Source organism: Myxococcales bacterium (genome assembly GCA_016717005.1).
Classification (GTDB): Bacteria; Myxococcota_A; Polyangia; order Haliangiales; family Haliangiaceae; genus UBA2376.
In genome coordinates, this window is the sequence record JADJUF010000019.1 from 17,774 (window position 1) to 35,882 (window position 18,109).

Below are 18,109 nucleotides of genomic sequence, written 5' to 3' on the forward strand. Positions count from 1 at the left end.
TCGGGGTTGTGGCAGATGTTGCAACGGTTCTCGAGCACCGGGCGCCAGACCTCGGCCTCGAACGCGGCCAGGTCGGGCGGGCACGGGGACGCGTCGTCGCCGGCGCAGGCGAGCGCGAGCGGCAGCGCGAGCGCGATCACGATCAGGGACAGGGCGTGGCGCATGGGATCCTCACAGCCCCGGCAGCGGGCCGGCGCCGGTCGCGGGGTTGCCGAACGTGGTCGTGGACAGGCCCAGGGCCTGGCAGATCGACACCAGCAGGCGCGCGTGGCTGGCGCCGTTGGTGCGCAGGTAGCGCCCGGGCGTGAACGCGCCGCCGCCGGCGAGGACGAACGGCACGTCGGTGCACACGTGGGCGCGGCTGTCGCCCATCTCCTTGGCCCACACCACCAGCGTCGAGTCGAGCAGCGTGCCGCCGTCGGCATCGGGCGTGGCCGCGAGCCGATCGAGCAGGTAGCCGAACTGGGTCGCGAACCAGCGCTCGGCGGTGACGAACGCCGCGACGCCGGCGGCGTTGCCGTCGTCCATGTGCGACAGCGCGTGGTGCGCGTCGGCCAGCCCGGCCCAGGTGAACACGTGCGGCGACACGGTGTGGGCCCACTGCAGCGACGCGACGTTGGTCGCGCCGCACGCCAGCGCCGCGACCAGCAGGTCCATCTGGGCCTTGCCGATGATCGGGAAGTTGTCGTTGGCGTGGATCGCCACGTCGGGCACCGGCACGCCGCCGCTGCAGGTGCCGCCGCCGAGCCCGCGCTCGAGCTCGCGCAGCGACGTCAGGTGCTGGTCGAGCTTGTGGCCCTCCTCGCGCCCGAGCCGATCGCGCAGCCCGGCCAGGTCGCCCTTGACCGCGTCGAGCACGCTCTGGCGTCGGATCAGCGCGGCGTCGGCGCCGCCGGGCGCGACGTCGCCGTACAGGCGCGCGTAGACGCCGCGGGGGCTGTCGTCGGGCGGCGCGAACTGGCCGGGCGCGACGTAGCTCATGCGGGTCTGCACGCTGCCGCCCCAGGCCGAGGTCTCGACCCCGAGCTCGAGCGAGCGCAGCCGGGTGGCGCCGCCGACCGCGGCCGCGACGTACTGATCGACCGACATGCCGCGCGACGCGCTGGCGGCGTCGCCCGAGCCGGTCAGCATCGCCGCCATGCCGCCCTCGTGGTTGGTCGCGCCGACGAACTGCAGGCCGTCGATCACGATCAGCCGATCGCGCTGGGCCGCGAGCGGCTCGAGGATGCTGCCGGCGGGGAAGCTCCACGCGGTCTCGCTGCCGCTCGGGCGCCAGCGCGCCGGCACGGTGCCGTTGGGCGTGAAGAACACGACCAGGCGCCTGGCCGCGGGGCCGGCGGCGGCGTGGGCCCGGCCGACCGACGTGACGAGGCGCGCGAACGGCGCGGCGATCGCGGCCAGGCCGAGACCGGCGACGAAGCCGCGGCGGCTGACGTTGCGGCGCGGCGGCGCGCGGTCGGTCGACGGCGAGGGTGGACGCGCGGTGGATGGATCGGCGGGTGATCGCGTGGTGGTCATGCGGCTCCGCCCGAGACAGAGGCGGCGCGCGCGCGATCGGGTCACGCGCGCGGTGCGATTTCTCGTCGAAGATCCCCGCGGCCGTGGGTGGGGGAGTCCCCCTCGGGCCGGGGGGGCGCGCGGCCGTCGGCGTGCGCGCGCGGCCGCGGCGTGCAGGTCGCGCCGCGCGCGCGGGTCAGGGCGAGTAGAGTAGGTGCGTGCTCGCTCGCGCCGCCGCCACGCTCGCGCTCGCGGCCGCGGTGACGATCGTCGCGCCGGCGCCCGCGCGGGCCGACGCGCCGCTGCGGGTGCTGATCCTGGCCGACGCCGCCGAGGACGACGTGGTCGCGCGGGTCGAGGGCCAGGTCGCGGATCTGCCGGTCGCGCTCGCGCGCGGGCCGGCGCTCGCGCACGCGGGCGCGCTCGGGGCGCAGCTGGCGGCGGCGCGCACGCTGGCGCGGGCCGAGGCCGCCGACGCGGTGGTGTGGTTCGTCCGCGACGCCGACGGCTGGATCGTCCACGTCGCCGATCCCGCGGCCGGCCGGCTGCTGGTGCGTCGGGTCGACGGCGGCGCCGGCGCGATGGCGGCGTCGGCGGCGCTCGAGTCGGCGGCGCTGGTGGTGCGGACCGCGCTGCGCGGCCTCGCGGCCGGCGGCGAGATCGGCGTCGCGCCGGAGCCGGTCGAGGCACCTGCGCCCGCGCCGTCGCCGCTCGCGCCGGCGCCGGTCGCCGAGCGGTCGACGGCCGGGGTCGCGCCGTTCGCGCCGATCGCGACGGTCGGCTGGCGCGCGACGATCGACGGCGACGCGGCCGCGGGGCACCACGGCCTGACCGCGAGCCTGGGCGTGGCGCGCGCGCGCTGGCAGGCGGCGCTGGCGCTGGCGTACCTGCCGCCGCGGACCCAGGCGTCGTCGCTCGCGACCATCGAGGTCGATCGGCAGGAGCTCGGCGTCGCGGTGCAGCGCGGGCTGGTCGCGTCGGCGCGCTGGCGCGTGACGGCCACGACCGCGGTCAGCGCGGTGCGCTTCGGGCGCGCGACCACCGCGACCGCGGGCGCGCTCACCGCCACCGACGACCGCGCCACCTGGACCGCGGCGATCGCCCCGACGCTGGGGGCGGCGCGACGGTTGGGGGCAGGGGCGTGGCTCGAGCTCGAGCTCGGCGCCACCGCGCTGACGACCGTGCCGGTGTTCGGCGTCACCGGCGCGGTGGGGTTCGTCGAGGTCGGCCGGCCGTGGCGGATCGAGCCGACGGTCGGGCTCCGGGTGCGGGTCGGGGGAGGGTGGTCCGTCGAATGATCTCGGTGGCTTGCGCTGATCGTGCGATCGCCGTGACCCGATCGGGCGGGACCCGCCCTCGATCCCTGGTGCGATGCGGGCGACCACGATTCCGGAGCTGGCGATGACCGCGGTCGACGCCCGCGTCGCCGCCGCGGTCGCGGGCGATCGTCGGGCGCTCGAGTCGCTGGTGACCGAGCTGTTGCCGCGGATCCGCAACCTGGTGCGCTACCTGGTGCGCGGCGACGTCGACGCCGACGATCTGGCGCAGGAGGCGATGGTGGCGATCGTGCGCGGGCTGCCCAGCCATCGCGGCGACGGCGCGTTCACCGCGTGGGCCGATCGGGTCGCGGTGCGCGCGACGTTCACGGGCCTGCGCAAGGCGCGGCGCGCGCGGGCGCAGCTCGACGACGGCGCCGATCTCACCAGCGTGCCGCACCCCGACGGACCGCCGGACGCCTACGCCCAGCGCCGCGCCGCGGTGCGCCTGCTCGACGAGCTGCCCGACGATCAGCGCCACGTGCTGGTGCTGCACCACGTGGTCGGGCTGTCGGTGCCGGACATCGCCAGCGAGCTGTCGCTCCCGTTCGAGACGGTGCGCAGCCGCCTGCGCCTGGGCATGGCGCGGCTGCGCGCGCTGCACGATCCCCCTGCGGTCGGAGGCCGACCATGACCCGACGACGGTTCGAGACCGACGACCCGACCGCCGTGCGCGAGCCGGGCGCCCCGCCCCAGGCGGGCGTGCTGCCGAACCTCGACGACGCGCCGGGGCCGGCGCGGCGCCTGAGCTCGGCCCGGACCGCGCGCATGGTCGATGACATCCTCGCCGCCGCGCTGGCGCCATCGGTCGAGGTCGCGCCGCCGGCGTCGCCGCGCCGCGCGCCGCGTCGGCTGGTGCCGCTGGTGGCTGCGGCGCTGGTGGCCGCCGCGGTGGTGGGCGCCGCCGCGGCGGTGGTGACGACCCGGCTGCTGGCGTCGTCGCCGTCGGCGTCCGCACCCGCCGCCCAACCCGCGCCCCAACCGGCGCCCGCGCCGGTCGACGAGCCCGCGCCGGTCGACGAGCCCGCGCCGGTCGACGAGCCCGCGCCGGTCGCGATCGCGCCGGTCGACGAGCCCGCGCCGCCGCGGCCGCGGCCCCCGGCGATCGATCGGGCGCTGCCCGACGACGCGCCCGCCGCCGACGTGCTGGCGCTGGCCAACCAGCGTCGCAAGGACCACGCCTGGCGCGAGGCCGACGCGCTCTACCGCAAGGTCGCGGCGCGGTTCGCCGGCACCGACGCGGCGATCGTCGCGCAGGTGGCGTCGGCCACGCTGCACCTCGAGCACCTCGGCGACGCCCGCGGCGCGCTGGCCGGCTACAAGCGCGCGCTCGCGGCGCAGCCCGGCGGCGCGCTCGGCGAGGAGGCCCGCTGGGGCATCGCCGAGGCCACGCGCGCGCTCGGCGACCACGCCGCCGAGGCGACCGCGCTGCGGGTGTTCCTGGCCGCGCACCCCGACGCGGCGCTGGCGCCAGCCGCGCGCCGCCGCCTGGGCGAGCTATCGTCGACGCCATGAGCGGCCGCGTCCCCGCGCTGGTCACGCTGGTCACGCTGGGCGCGCTCGGCGGCGGCGTCGGCGCCGGCGCGTGCGTGGCCCGCGACACCGTGGCCGAGGGCGACGGGCTCGACGACCGCGACGCCTTCTGCGCCGGCACCGGCCCGCCGATCCTGATCGACGCCACCTGCACCGGCGACGTCGCGGCCGCGGCGTTCCGGGCCGCGGTGTGCGCGTGCGGCGATCTCGCGCTGGCGGCCGCGGTCACGCTCGACGGCTTCGACTCGCGCACCGGGCCGTGGACCCCGGGCGGCACCGGCGGCGACCTCGGCGCGAACCAGGGCGTCGGCACCAACGCGGCCTTGACCGTCAGCGGCAGCGTGATCGTCGCCGGCGCGGCCGGGCTGGCCGCGGGCCCGCGCGCCGACGTGGCCGGCGACCTGGCCGTGGCCGGCGCGCTCGGGCGCACCTCGTCGACGATCACGGTCGGCGGCGCCGCGCGGGTCGGCGGCGACGTCGCGGTGGCCGCGCTGACCGTGACCGGCGCGCTCACCACGTCGCCGGGCGCGACCACGACCGGCGCGCTCACCGCGGGCGATCGCACCACCGCGGCGGTCGTCGTGCCGCCGCCGTGCCCGTGCACCGCGGCCGAGGTGATCGACGTCGGCGCCGCGATCGCCGAGCACGCGGTCGCCAACCACGACGCCGCGATCGGCCTCGCGCCCGACCAGCTCGCCGACGCCCGCGGCGACGCGACGCTGGCGCTGCCGTGCGGGCGCTTCTACCTCGAGCGGGTCCAGGTCACCGGCGGCGGCCTGACGATCGCCGCCAGCGGCCGAGTGGCGCTGTTCATCGCCGGCAACGTCACGATCGACGGCGCGCTGACGGTGACGCTCGGGCCCGACGCCGAGCTCGACCTGTTCGTCGGCGGCGCGCTCAACCTGCCCGGCACGGTCACGCTCGGCGATCCGCTGCGCCCGCGCGCGCTGCGGGTCTACGTCGGCAGCGCCGGCACGATCGCGCTGGCGGGCGGCTCGACCCTCGCCGGCAACCTCTACGCGCCCGCGGCCGACCTGGCGACCAGCGCCGCGGTCGAGGTGTTCGGCGCGGTGCTGGTGAACCACTGGAACCTGAGCGCGCCGGCGACGGTCCACTACGATCGCGCGATCGCCGTGGCCGGCGCCGCCTGCGAACGCTGACGGGCCCGCGCGCGCCCCGCGGTTGGCGTACCATCCAGGCGCCATGGCGTACCTGTTCGAGAGCGATGAGCACGCGGCCCTGCGCGCCCAGGCGCGCCGGTTCGCGATCGCGGAGCTGGCCCCGCACGCCCACGCGTGGGACGAGGCCGAGGAGTTTCCCCGGGCGCTCTACGGCACCCTGGCCGCCGCCGGTCTGATGGGCGTCGGCTACCCCGAGACCGTCGGTGGCAGCGGCGGCGATCTCGGCCACGTCCTGGCCGTGTCCGAGGAGCTGGTCGTCGCTGGCACGTCGGTCGGCGCGGTGGTCGGGCTCGGCAGCCACGGCATCGCCGCGCCGCCGATCGTCAAGTTCGGCACGCCCGCGCAGCAGCAGCGCTGGGTCGCGCCGGTGCTGCGCGGCGACCAGATCTGCGCGCTGGCGATCACCGAACCCGGCGGCGGCTCCGACGTGGCCGGGCTCACCACCCGGGCGGTGCGCGACGGCGACCACTACGTCGTCACCGGCAGCAAGACCTTCATCACCTCGGGCGTGCGCGCCGACTGGGTGCTGGCCGCGGTCCGCACCGGCGGCCCCGGCCACGGCGGCATCTCGTTCCTGGTGATCGAGCGCGGCACGCCCGGCTTCCACGTGTCCAAGAAGCTCAAGAAGACCGGCTGGTGGGCGTCGGACACCGCCGAGCTGGCGTTCGACGGCTGCCGGGTGCCGGTCGGCAACCGCGTCGGCCCCGAGCACGGCGCGTTCCCGATGATCACGTCGAACTTCGCCAACGAGCGGCTGATGCTCGCCGGCCAGTGCGTCGCGATCGCCGAGCTGGCGTACCGCGAGGCCCGGCGCTACGCCAAGGAGCGCGTCGCCTTCGGCAAGCCGATCGCCGGCTTCCAGGTCATCCGCCACAAGCTCGCCGACATGGCCACGCAGCTCGCGGCCGCGCGGGCGCTGACCGGCGAGGCCACGACCCGGGTGCTGCGCGGCGAGTTCGCGCCGGGGCTGTGCGCGATGGCCAAGAACGCCGCGACCGACATGGTCGTCGCGGTGTGCGACGCGGCGGTGCAGATCTTCGGCGGCGCCGGCTACATGCGCGAGACCACCGTCGAGCGGCTCTACCGCGACGCCCGGCTGTACCCGATCGGCGGCGGCACCCGCGAGATCATGAACGAGATCATCTCGAAGACGGAGGGCTACTGATGCTGACCCGCGTCCGCGCCGCGATCCCACCGGCGCTGCTGGTGATGATCATCCTGACCATGACCACCGAGGTCGCGAGCGCGCTGTACCAGGCCCACGTGCTCACCAGCGACCGGGAGGTGCTCCACGCCGGTCGCTGGGAAGCGGTGACGCTGGCGACGATGGCGTCGTGGTTCACGCTGACGCTGCTGGTGTTCGCCGGCCTGCGCGAGCTGGCCGCGCGGCTGCGCGGCACCGACCGGACCCTGGTCACGCTCGCGGCGGTGGTGGCGGGGCTGGCGATGCTCCGCCCGCTGATCTCGCTGTACCTCGAGTACGTCGACATGCCGGGGTACCGGTGGACGCACAGCTACCACCTGTGGAGCGCACGGATCTCGTTCGGCCTGTGGCTGGGCGCGGCCGGCTGCCTGGCCGCGGTCGTCGGCCGCCGCGGCCCGCGCGGCGTCGCCATCGCCGTGGCGCTGGTCGTGACGACGGTGATCATGCACCCGCTGCGGACGATCTCGGGCTGGATGATGTTCGACTACGGGCCCGCCCACGTCTGGGCCAACGCCGCGCTGTCGATCGCGTACGACCTCGCCGGCGCGGCGGCGCTGGGCGCGACCGTGTTCGTCCTCGGTGACCGCGCGTCGCCGCCGCAGCCGGCGCCGGACCGGATCGTCCACGGCCTCGAGCGCACCGGCGCGGCCCTGGTGGCGCGGGTGGTGATCGCGCTGGGCGCGGCCGCGTTCACGGTCATGGCGGTCGGCGCCCGGTCGCCGGGCCTGCTCAAGCTCATGGTCACCGTGGTGCCGGTCGCGCTCCTGGCCGCGATGATCGCGCAGATCTCCGGCATGTTCGCGGCCGGCGCGGCCGGCACCGGGCCGCGGCTGCGGTTCGTCGGCGCGGCGGCGCTGTCGACGTGGGCGCTGGTCGCGACCTCGTGCCAGGCGGTGGCGGCCTTCCGGGTCGCGCGCGACGCCTGGAGCCGCGGCTCGATGGACTCGTGGGATCGCCAGCGCCTCGCGGCGACCGCGACCGCGTGGCCGTACCTGGTGCCGCTGGTCGGCATGGTCGGCCTGCTGCTGCTGCTGTCGGCGGTGGCGTCGGTCCGACGCGCCCGCCCCAGCCTGGACGCCAGCGCGCCGGCCCTGGCCGGGGTGTGGCTGGTGACCGGCACGATGGGCGCGCTGCTGCTCCAGCGCTGGGCCCTGAGCGGGCACGTCCGGGGCATCGGCGAGTTCATGATGCTGACGATCGTCGTCGCGGTCGCGAACATCGTCGCGACCGTGGCGGTCGCGCGCGCGTGCCACAAGACCGCGTGGGCGCTGATGCTCGACGAGCCGAGCGCGCTGCCGACCGCGCGCGCGCTCGAGCCGTGACCGCCGCGGCGACCGTAACCCGATGTAAGCGGCGCGGCGGGCCGGGGCCCGCGGGCGATGCTGGTACAGTGGCGCGCTGTCAGCGAGAGGCCCGATGTCCGAGCAGCCGTACCCGATCCTGCGATCTCACGTCGACCGCAAGTCCGATGACTTCCGGCGCAACCACGAGGCCGGCGCCGCCGCCGTCGCCAAGCTGACCGCGGCGCTGGGCGCGGCCACGGTCGGCGGCGGCGACAAGTACAACAGCCGGCACAAGGCCAACGGCAAGCTGCTGCCGCGCGAGCGGGTCGAGCTCTTGCTCGATCGCGACTCGTACTTCCTCGAGCTGTGCCCGCTGGCCGGCCACGGCGTCTCGGGCCACGCGCCCGGCGCCAGCGTCATCGGCGGCGTCGGCCTGGTCAGCGGCGTCGAGTGCCTGATCACCGCCAGCGAGGCCACGGTCAAGGGCGGCGCGATGAGCGAGCTCAGCGTCTGGAAGTCGGGGCGGCTGTCCGAGGTCGCCGACACCAACCGGCTGCCGTCGATCTCGCTGATCGAGAGCGCCGGCGCCGACCTGCCCAACCAGTCGAAGATCTTCGTCCCCGGCGGGCGCGGCTTCCGCGACCTCACCCGCCGCAGCGAGGCCCGGATCCCGACGATCTGCCTGGTCTTCGGCAGCTCGACCGCGGGCGGCGCCTACATCCCGGGCATGAGCGACTACGTCGTCATGGTCAAGGAGCAGGCGCAGGTGTACCTGGCCGGCCCGCCGCTGGTGAAGATGGCGACCGGCGAGGAGTCGGGCCACGAGGAGCTGGGCGGCGCCGAGATGCACGCGCGGGTCTCGGGCGTGTCCGACTACCTGGCCGTCGACGAGCACGACGCGATCCGGCTGGGCCGCGAGATCGTCGCGCACCTCGACTGGAAGAAGGCCGCGACCGCGCGGCCGCGGCCGATCGAGCCGCCGCGCTACGACGCCGACGAGCTGCTCGGGATCGTGCCGGCCGACGCCAAGACCCCCTACGACGCGCGCGAGGTGATCGCGCGGATCGTCGACGGCTCGCGCTTCTCGGAGTTCAAGCCGCTCTACGGCTCGACCCTGGTGTGCGGCTGGGCCCACATCCACGGCTACCCGGTCGGCATCCTGGCCAACAACGGCATCTTGTTCTCGGAGTCGTCGCAGAAGGGCGCCCAGTTCATCGAGCTGTGCAACCAGATCGACGTGCCGCTCCTGTTCCTGCAGAACATCACCGGCTTCATGGTCGGCAAGAAGTACGAGCAGGAGGGGATCATCAAGCACGGGGCCAAGCTCATCAACGCGGTCTCGAACTCGAAGGTCCCGGCGATCACGATCATGACCGGCGCCAGTTTCGGCGCCGGCAACTACGCGATGAGCGGCCGCGCCTACGCGCCGCGGTTCCTGTTCACGTGGCCGTCGCACCGGATCGCGGTGATGGGCGGCAAGCAGCTCGCCGGCGTGCTCGACATCATCCAGCGCGAGGCCGCCGGCAAGCGGGGCGAGGCCGTCGACGAGCAGAAGCTCGGCTTCATGAAGGCGATGATCGAGAAGCAGATCGACAGCGAGTCGGACCCGTACTTCGCGACCGCGCGCCTGTGGGACGACGGCATCATCGATCCGCGCGACACCCGCACGGTCGTCGCGATCGCGCTGTCGGCCAGCTACACCGCGCCCGTCCAGGGCACGACCTCGTGGGGCGTGTTCCGGCATTGACCGAGACGCCCGACGCGCGGACCGGCGCCCGACCGCATCATCCGAGACGATGACCGTCCGGCGACCGGTGCCCGACCGAGATCCCTCCAGCCGCTCAGCGCCCAGTGACCACCCAGATGTCCTATCCCTCGCCCCATCCCGTGTCGCGTCCGATCAACCGCGTGCTCGTCGCCAACCGCGGCGAGATCGCCGCGCGCGTGCTGCGCACCTGCCGCCACATGGGCCTGGGCACGGTCGCGGTGTTCTCCGACGCCGACGCCCACGCGCCGCACGTGCGGCTGGCCGACGTGGCCGTGGCGATCGGCCCGGCCCCGGCCAAGGACAGCTACCTGGTGATCGAGCGCCTGATCGCCGCGGCCCGCGCGACCGGCGCCGACGCGATCCACCCCGGTTACGGGTTCCTGTCCGAGAACGCCGGGTTCGCCGAGGCCGTGACCGCGGCCGGCCTGACCTTCATCGGCCCGTCGGCGATGGTGATCTCGCTCCTGGGCTCGAAGAAGGCCGCCAAGGCCCGCGCGATCGCCGCCGGCGTGCCGGTCGTGCCCGGGTACAACGGCGACGATCAGGCGGCGGCGACGCTGCGCCGGCACGCGCTGGCGATCGGGTTCCCGCTCCTGGTCAAGGCCTCGGCCGGCGGCGGCGGCAAGGGCATGCGGATCGTCCGCGGGCCCGACGAGGTCGACGGCGCGATCGAGGCGGCCCGGCGCGAGGCCGCGAGCGCGTTCGGCGACGACACGCTCCTGCTCGAGCGCTACGTCGATCGGCCGCGCCACGTCGAGATCCAGATCCTCGGCGACCACCACGGCACGCTCGTGCACCTGTGGGAGCGCGAGTGCTCGATCCAGCGCCGCCACCAGAAGGTGATCGAGGAGGCGCCGTCGCCGGCGCTGTCGCCCGAGCAGCGCGCCGCGATGGGCGCGGCCGGGGTCGCGGTCGGCCGCGCGGTCGGCTACACCAGCGCCGGCACGGTCGAGTTCATCGTCGCGCCCGACGGCAGCTACTACTTCCTCGAGGTCAACACCCGGCTCCAGGTCGAGCACCCGGTCACCGAGCTGACCACCGGCCTCGATCTGGTGCGCGAGCAGATCCGGATCGCGCGCGGCGAGCACCTCGGCTACGACCGGGCGCCGCCGCAGCGCGGCCACGCGATCGAGGCCCGGCTCTACGCCGAGGATCCCGGCCACGGCTACCTGCCGACGATCGGCCGGCTGGCGCGGTTCGAGCTGCCGTCCGCGCCCGGGCTGCGGGTCGACGCCGGCGTCGAGACCGGCACCGAGATCGGCATCCACTACGATCCGATGCTCGCCAAGGTGATCGCCCACGCCCCGACCCGGACCGAGGCCACCGGCCTCCTGGCGTGGGCGCTCGAGCGCGCGGTCGTGGCCGGCGTCACCACCAACCGCGCCCACCTCGCGCGCATCCTCCGGCACCCGGCGTTCGTCGCCGGCGAGCTCGACACCCACTTCCTCGAGCGCCACGAGGCCGAGCTCGCCGCCGCCGATCCTGCGATCCCGGCGCGCGCGGCGGTCGCGGCGACGTTGTGGCTGCACGAGCGCGGGCGCGGCTCCGGCCCGCTGCCGCAGGTCGAGCCCGGCTACCGCAACGTCTGGTTCGCCGAGCAGGTCGACGGCTGGCGCGCGGGCGAGCGCGAGCTGGTGATCGGCTACCGCCACCACGGCGGCGGGCGCTTCACGATCCGGGTCGACGCCGACGTCCGCGACGCGGTCGTGCTCGAGGCCAGCGCGACCACGATCGCCTGGCGCGAGGGCGATCTGGCCCACCGCGCCGAGGTCGTCACGACGGCGACCGGCTGGGCCGTGGTCGGGGCCGGCTGGTCGGCCGACCTGGTGCGGCACCCGCGCCTGCCCGAGCGCGGCAACGAGGTCGCGCCCGGGAGCCTGATCGCGCCGATGCCCGGCAAGGTGATCAAGGTCGGCGCGGCGGTCGGCGACGTGGTCGCGGCCGGCGCGACGATCCTCGTGCTCGAGGCGATGAAGATGGAGCAGCCGGTCAAGACCGACGTCGCCGGGACGATCGCGTCGATCGCCGTCGCGCTCGGCGATCAGGTCGAGGCCGAGCAGGTGCTGGCGATCGTCACGCCGGCGTGACCGGCGCGACCGGCGCGACCGCGCGACCGCGCCTTGGCCAGCGCGGCGGGCCTGACCGCCGTGACCGCGTGACCACGTGCGGCTGGCGCGGCCGGCGCCGACGCGGCAAGCTCGCACGATGTCGCCCGTGCGTCGGCTGGTGGTCGCGAGCGGGCTGGCCGTCGCCGCGTGTGCGCCACGCCCGCCGCCGCCGCCGCCGACCCGCGCGTCGCCGCCGCCCGCCGCGCCGACCGCCGCGGTGCTGCCGACACCGCCGCCGGGGCTGCGCCTGCCCGCCGGCGTCGCCCCGACCGGGTACCTGCTCACGCTCGCGGTCGATCCGGCGCGGCCGAGCTTCACCGGCGAGGTCGCGATCGAACTGGCGGTCGCGGCGCCCACCGACGTGGTGTGGCTGCACGCCGCCGAGCTGACGATCGACGACGCGACGGTCGAGGTCGACGGCGTGGCGGCGCCCGCGATCATCGTGCCCGACCGCGCGCACCAGCGGGTCGGCCTGTGGCTGGCGCGACCGCTGCCGGTCGGCTCGGCGCGGGCGCGGCTGCGCTACCGCGGCGCGGTCGTCGACGACGAGCCGACCGCGCTGTTCCGGCAGCGCGACGGCGTCGGCGCGTACCTGTACACCCAGATGGAGGGCGTGTTCGCGCGGCAGGTGGTGCCGTGCTTCGACGAGCCGTCCGCCAAGGTGCCGTGGCGGGTGACCGTGCGGGCGCCGGCCGGGCTCGGCGTCTACGCCAACACGCCCGAGGTCGGGCGCCGCGCCGTCGGCGGCGAGGTCGAGGTCGAGTTCGCCCCGACGCCGCCGATGCCGAGCTACCTGCTGGCGATCGCGGTCGGCCCGTTCGAGGAGGTCGACGTCGGGCCGGTCGGGCGCGCGCACGTGCCAACCCGGATCGTCGTCCCGGCGGGCCAGGCGCCGACCGCGGCGGCGGCGGCCGCGGTGACGCCGGCGCTGGTCGACGCGCTCGAGGCCTACTTCGATCGGCCGCTGCCGCTGGCCAAGCTCGACCTGGTGGTGGTGCCGCGCTTCTTCGGCGCGATGGAGAACCCGGGGCTGATCACGTTCGCGGCCTCGGTCCTGCTCGAGGACCCGCGGCGCCCGTCGGCGGCGGGGCTGCGCGAGCTGCGCGCGACGGTCGCGCACGAGCTGGCGCACCAGTGGTTCGGCGACCTGGTGACGCCGCGCTGGTGGGACGACCTGTGGCTCAACGAGTCGTTCGCGACCTGGATGGCGGCGGCGACCGTGCGCGCGCTCGATCCGCGGGACGACGGCGTGACCGCCGAGCGCGACGCGATGGAGCGCGCGATGGCCGCCGATGGCCTGCCGTCGGCGCGGCCGCTGCGCCGGCCGATCGCCGGCGGGCTCGACGTCGACGACAGCTTCGACGCGATCGCCTACGAGAAGGGCGGGGCGCTCCTGGCCATGTTCGAGCGCTCGCTGGGCCAGCGCGGGTTCCGGGACGGCGTCCGCGCGTACCTCGCGGCCCACGCCGGCGGCAACGCCTCGGCCGCCGACTTCCTGGCCGCGCTCGCGGCCGCCGCCCAGCCCGAGGTCGCCGCGGCGTTCGCGAGCTTCCTCGATCACCCCGGCGTGCCCGAGGTCGCGCTGGCGCTCGAGTGCGGCGCCGCGGGCGCCGCGGCGGTCGCGACCGTCACCAGCGATCGCGGAGCCGCGCCCTGGGCCCTGCCGATCTGTGTCCGGTTTCCGGACCAAGGCGGGCCCTGGGGCGAGCGCTGCGTCTGGCTGCCGCCCGGCGGCGGCCGGATCGCGCTGCCGCGCTGCCCGTCCTGGCTGGCCGGCAACCCCGACGGCGTCGGCTACTACCGGGTCAGCTACGACGCCGCGCTCGACGCCGCGCTGCGCGCCCACCTGGCCGAGGTCCCGAGCCGCGATCGGTTCGCGCGCGCGGCCGATCTGGCGGCCCACGTGCGCGCGGGCCGCGCGGCGCCGGCGGCGATCCTGCCGTGGCTCGACGCGCTGCTCGCAACCGGCGCGCGCCCCGACGCCGTCGCCGCGGTCGACCTGGCCACGGCGCTCGGCGCCCACGTCGCGCCGGCCGATCGTCCACGCTGGCAGCGGTTCGTGCGCGGGCGCTTCCGCGCGGCCGCGCGCCGGGTCGGGCTGCGGTCGCGGGCCGGCGACACCACGGCGACGCGGGCCGCGCGCGATCACCTGGTGCGGCTGGTCGCGATCGACGGCGCCGATCCGGCGCTGCGCGCGGCCGCGGTCGCGGCGGTCGACGCGTGGCTGACCGGGGGCGGCGATCCCGGCGACGATCGCGATCGGCTGCTGGCGATCGCCGCGGCGGCGGCGCCGTTCGGCCTGCGCGACCGCCTGGTCGGCGCCGCCCTCGCCACCGACGATCGCGAGCTGCGCGGCGAGCTGCTCGCGGCGCTGGGCGCGCTGACCCACCCCGCCGATCGCGCCGCCAACCTCGCGCTCTACCTCGGCGCGCCGCTCGATCCGGTGACGGCGCTGCCGCTGGTGACCGGCGGCCTCGGGACCGACGTCGACGCCGAGGCCTGGGCCGAGCTGACCCGGGCGTACCCGGCGGTCGTCGCGCGCCTGAACCCGCTCGATCGGGCCGAGCTGGTCGCCGCCGCGGCCGACCGGTGCTCGGCGACCGCCGCCGCCGAGGTCGCCGGGTTCTTCGGGCCCTACGCCGCCGCCGATCCCCACCTGGCGCTCGAGCTGCCGCCCGCGCTCGAGGCCATCGCCCGCTGCGCCGCCGAGCGCGACCGGCTGCGCCCGGCGATCGCGGCCGTGCTGCCGCCGTGACCCAGGGCTCGGAGCTCTTCCCGTCGAGCACAGGCCGATGCCGCGGGCGTCTCGGGTCTCGGCGCGGACGCGCGTCGGGGCCCGCGCGAGCTCCCGACGTGGTGCGGGCGTGACCTCGGACCTGCGCGTGCCCCTGCACCTGCCTGGGCTCGCGGCGACGAACTCGCTGAACCTCAGCAGCCGACGCTGGCGCGCATCTGCGCGAGCCCGTCGGCGGCGGCCTGGCACGACATCTCGATCGACGCGCGGACCTCGTCGGAGTCGCCGGTCAGCGCGTCCTGCCAGGCCGAGCGCATCGCGGCGAGGCTCTCGCGCAGCGCGCGCTTCGCGGCCAGCGGCAGCTGGTCGCAGTCCTCGATCTCGGCGAGCTGGGCCAGGTAGGCGTCGCAGGCCTCGATGCCAATGCCGTCGCCGTCGCCGCGCCCGACCTGCGACGCGCGCTTGTACAGCGTCTCCTGGAGCGCGCGCGCGTGCTCGTGCTGGGCGTCGCTGAGCTGGCCGGTGCAGGCCCGGGCCTGGCGCGGCGTGACGCTGTCGCTGTAGCACCGCACGACCTTGCTCGACCAGCGATCGTCGACGCACAGCGCCGCGACCTCGGGGCCGGGATCGAGCTCGGCCGCCTCGAGATCGGGCCGGATCGCGCGCATCGCGGTGGCGATGTGCGTGGCGGCCTCCTTGCACCGGGCCACGGCCGGCCGCTTGCTGCCGCGGCAGCCGCCGGCGATCGCCAGCGCGATCGCGCCGAGGCCCAGGAGCGCCCGCGCGGTCATTCGGCCAGGTACTTCTCGAAGGCCTTGGTGTTGTAGGGCCGGCCGAGGAAGTCCTTGACCAGATCGGCGGCGTCCTTGGTGCCGCCGGCCGCCAGCACCTTGTCGCGGTAGGCGTAGGTCACGGCGGTGTCCATCAGGCTCTTCTTGCTCCACGCCGACAGCATGTCCTTGGCGATCACGAGCGACCACATGTACGTGTAGTACACGGCCGAGTAGCCGATCAGGTGGCCGAAGCTGGCGTGGAAGCGGGTGCCCTCGACGTAGCGGAACGGCGTGTACTTGCCCTGCAGGTCCTTGACCATCGCCAGCTGATCGAGCTTGTCGGGGTCGACCTGGTGGAACCGGAGCGAGATCGACGCGTAGAACATCTGCTGCACGGTCTGCGTGCCGATGCCGAACTTGTCGGCCTTGCGCATCCGCGCCACCAGCTCGGCCGGGATGACCTGGCCTTGCTCGTTCTTGGCGAAGCGCGCCAGGGTCTCGTGGTTCCAGGCCCACTCCTCGAACATCTGCGACGGCGCCTCGACGAAGTCTTGCTCGGTCGCGACGCCGCTCTGGCGGATCCACCGCTGGTTGCCGCCGAGCACGTGGTGCATCAGGTGACCGAACTCGTGGAACATCGTGACGACGTCGTCGTGCTCCATCAGCTCGTTGCCCGCCGCGAAGTTGCACACCAGGGCGCCCTCGGGCAGCTGGACCCCGGCGACGCCGTCGCGCACCGTGAACTGGGCCGCGTGCTTGTACTTGTGCTCGCGCGGGTGCATGTCGAGGTAGATGCGGCCGAGCTTGGCGTCGCCGCGCATGACGTCGTAGGCGACGACGTCGGCGTGCCACGGCTCGGCGCCGGCGGCCGGCACGTACTGGATGTCGTAGGCGGCGCTGGTGATGTCGAGCAGGCCCTGCAGCGTCTGCTGGTACGGGAAGTACGGGCGGACCTCCTTGGAGTCGACCGAGTACTTGTTCTTCTTGACCCGGTTCTCGAGGTACGCCTTCTGCCAGTCCTCGACCAGCTTGGCCGACTTGTCGACGGTCTTGGCCTCCTTGAGCAGCTCGGCGTAGTCCTTCGCGGCCCGCTTCTTCGCCAGCTTGGCGACGCGCTCGATGAACTCGCCGGCGGCCTTGCCGGACTTGATCATCTTGTCCTCGGTGATGTAGTCGGCCCAGTTGTCGTAGCCGAGCAGCATCGCCTTCTCGGACCGCAGGGTCAGCACGTCGGCCAGGACCTGCTCGTTGGCGGCGTCGCCGCGCGACCGGAACTTGACGTAGAGGTCCTTGCGCAGGCCGTCGTCCTCGGCGTAGGTCATGAACGGCAGGTAGTCGGGGTAGTCGGTCGTGATCTTGATCTTGCCGTCGGCGCCGGCCGGGTGCGCGGCGATGAAGTCCTCGGGCAGGCCCGCCAGCGCGTCGGCCGAGGCGACCTCGACCGCGCGCACGTCGGCGGCGATGTTCTTGGAGAAGTCCTGGCCGAGCTTGGTCATCTCCTCGTCGATCTGCTTGAGCCGGCTCCGGGTGGCCTCGTCCTTGTCGACGCCGGCGCGGCGGAAGTCGCGCAGGGTGATCGTGGCGAAGCGCTGGGTGTCGGCGTCAGCGCCGTCGAGCGCGACCGCCGCGATCGCGTCGTAGAGCGTGCGGTCGAGCATCAGGTCGGTCATGAACGCCGACGCCTCCTGCTCGCAGGTGCGGGCCGCGGTCTGGACCTCGGGGTCGGGGTGGACCTCGGAGTAGAGGCCGGCCTTGGCCGCGACGTTGGCCAGCGCGGTGTAGAGCGCGTTGAGCGGCACCAGCGTGTTGTCGACCGAGCGCGGCTCGGTGATCGCGGCGATGCCGGGCAAGATGCCCTTGGCGGTGTCGATGCCCGCGCGGCAGTCGATCAGGAACAGCTCGGCGACCGTCTTCGGCTTCGGGGCCGGCGGCGTGACGACATCGGGCTTCACGGGCTTCTCCGGTGGCTTGGCCTTGGAACCGCACGCCGCGGCTGCGACCACGGCAACGAACGCGAGGCGGTGCACTAGCATCGGGGCGTCTTAACACGCGCGCCGGGGCAGATCACGACTTGACGGCGGGGACCTCGACGGCAAAGCTGCGCGCGTGGACGCCCCGACCTTGCCGCTGACGTCGACCTCCCCGACCTGGTTGGCGGTCGCGCTCGCCGATCTCGACACCGTGCACCAGGACCACCTGCACTGCGAGCGCAAGGCGGCGCAGTCGGCGCTGTCGCTGGTGCGCAGCTACCCCGAGCGCGCCGACCTGGTGCTGGCGGTGTCGCGGCTGGCCCACGAGGAGACCGCGCACGTCGTCCAGGTGACGCAGCTCCTGGGGCGGCGCGGGGTGACCCCGACGCTCGACTTCGGCGACGAGTACGCGGCCGAGCTGCGGGCGCTGGTCCGGCGGCAAGAGCCGGCCCGCCTGCTCGATCGGCTGCTGGTGTTCGCGCTCATCGAGGCGCGCTCGGCCGAGCGCCTGGGCCTCCTGGCCGCCGCGCTCACCGACGAGGCCAGCGCGGCGCTCTACCGGGCGCTGGCCACGGCCGAGGATCGCCACCGCGACACGTTCCTCGAGCTGGCCGCGGCGATCGCGCCCGAGGCCTGGCGGGCGCGGGTCGACGAGCTGGCCCGGGCCGAGGCCGAGATCATCGCGCGGCTGCCGGTGCGCGCCCGCATCCACTGACGGGCGCCCGGCGCTACCCCGGCGTTG

The 18,109-nt window shown here is 75.3% G+C and carries 13 protein-coding genes; 10 read left to right on the top strand and 3 right to left on the bottom strand.

Annotated features, from left to right (window positions below; all coding sequences use genetic code 11):
- Positions 1 to 171: 171 nt before the first annotated feature.
- Positions 172 to 1,518 carry a DUF1552 domain-containing protein gene (locus tag IPL61_17260; protein ID MBK9032992.1) on the bottom strand — a complete coding sequence of 449 codons (1,347 nt, stop codon included), beginning with the start codon at positions 1,516 to 1,518 and terminating at the stop codon, positions 172 to 174.
- Positions 1,519 to 1,715: 197 nt separating this feature from the next.
- Between IPL61_17260 and IPL61_17265 the strand changes: the two genes are divergently transcribed.
- The 9 genes from IPL61_17265 (at position 1,716) to IPL61_17305 (ending at position 14,645) form a co-directional block, all read left to right on the top strand.
- Positions 1,716 to 2,795, top strand: a complete 1,080-nt coding sequence (locus tag IPL61_17265) for a hypothetical protein (GenBank protein MBK9032993.1) — start codon at positions 1,716 to 1,718, stop codon at positions 2,793 to 2,795.
- 73 nt (positions 2,796 to 2,868) lie between these two features.
- Positions 2,869 to 3,447, top strand: coding sequence for an RNA polymerase sigma factor (locus IPL61_17270; protein MBK9032994.1), 579 nt, complete (start codon positions 2,869 to 2,871; stop codon positions 3,445 to 3,447).
- Positions 3,444 to 4,328, top strand: coding sequence for a hypothetical protein (locus IPL61_17275; GenBank protein ID MBK9032995.1), 885 nt, complete (start codon positions 3,444 to 3,446; stop codon positions 4,326 to 4,328). Before IPL61_17270 ends, IPL61_17275 begins: the two co-directional genes overlap by 4 nt.
- Positions 4,325 to 5,506 carry a hypothetical protein gene (locus IPL61_17280; GenBank protein ID MBK9032996.1) on the top strand — a complete coding sequence of 394 codons (1,182 nt, stop codon included), beginning with the start codon at positions 4,325 to 4,327 and terminating at the stop codon, positions 5,504 to 5,506. The genes IPL61_17275 and IPL61_17280 overlap by 4 nt, the downstream gene beginning before the upstream one ends.
- Before the next feature lie 43 nt (positions 5,507 to 5,549).
- Complete coding sequence (locus IPL61_17285; GenBank protein ID MBK9032997.1) at positions 5,550 to 6,692, top strand: acyl-CoA dehydrogenase family protein; 1,143 nt, start codon at positions 5,550 to 5,552, stop codon at positions 6,690 to 6,692.
- Entirely contained in the window at positions 6,692 to 8,053 is a 1,362-nt protein-coding gene (locus tag IPL61_17290; GenBank protein MBK9032998.1) for a hypothetical protein, read from the top strand. Before IPL61_17285 ends, IPL61_17290 begins: the two co-directional genes overlap by 1 nt.
- A gap of 94 nt (positions 8,054 to 8,147) precedes the next feature.
- Positions 8,148 to 9,761: an acyl-CoA carboxylase subunit beta gene (locus tag IPL61_17295; protein MBK9032999.1), complete on the top strand. Its 1,614-nt coding sequence runs from the start codon at positions 8,148 to 8,150 to the stop codon at positions 9,759 to 9,761.
- Between the two features lie 116 nt (positions 9,762 to 9,877).
- The gene (locus IPL61_17300) at positions 9,878 to 11,869 is read left to right on the top strand and encodes an ATP-grasp domain-containing protein (protein ID MBK9033000.1); all 1,992 of its coding nucleotides are present in this window, start codon (positions 9,878 to 9,880) and stop codon (positions 11,867 to 11,869) included.
- Positions 11,870 to 11,996: 127 nt separating this feature from the next.
- A complete protein-coding gene (locus IPL61_17305) occupies positions 11,997 to 14,645 on the top strand; it encodes an ERAP1-like C-terminal domain-containing protein (GenBank protein ID MBK9033001.1) in 2,649 nt (882 codons plus the stop codon).
- Between the two features lie 173 nt (positions 14,646 to 14,818).
- Here IPL61_17305 and IPL61_17310 read toward each other — a convergent pair whose 3' ends face one another.
- Together IPL61_17310 and IPL61_17315 are read right to left on the bottom strand one after the other, a co-directional pair.
- Positions 14,819 to 15,415: a hypothetical protein gene (locus tag IPL61_17310; GenBank protein MBK9033002.1), complete on the bottom strand. Its 597-nt coding sequence runs from the start codon at positions 15,413 to 15,415 to the stop codon at positions 14,819 to 14,821.
- Positions 15,412 to 17,349 carry a Zn-dependent oligopeptidase gene (locus IPL61_17315; GenBank protein ID MBK9033003.1) on the bottom strand — a complete coding sequence of 646 codons (1,938 nt, stop codon included), beginning with the start codon at positions 17,347 to 17,349 and terminating at the stop codon, positions 15,412 to 15,414. Before IPL61_17315 ends, IPL61_17310 begins: the two co-directional genes overlap by 4 nt.
- Before the next feature lie 154 nt (positions 17,350 to 17,503).
- Here IPL61_17315 and IPL61_17320 point away from each other — a divergent pair, with 154 nt between their 5' ends.
- Complete coding sequence (locus IPL61_17320; protein ID MBK9033004.1) at positions 17,504 to 18,082, top strand: tRNA-(ms[2]io[6]A)-hydroxylase; 579 nt, start codon at positions 17,504 to 17,506, stop codon at positions 18,080 to 18,082.
- Positions 18,083 to 18,109 lie beyond the last annotated feature (27 nt).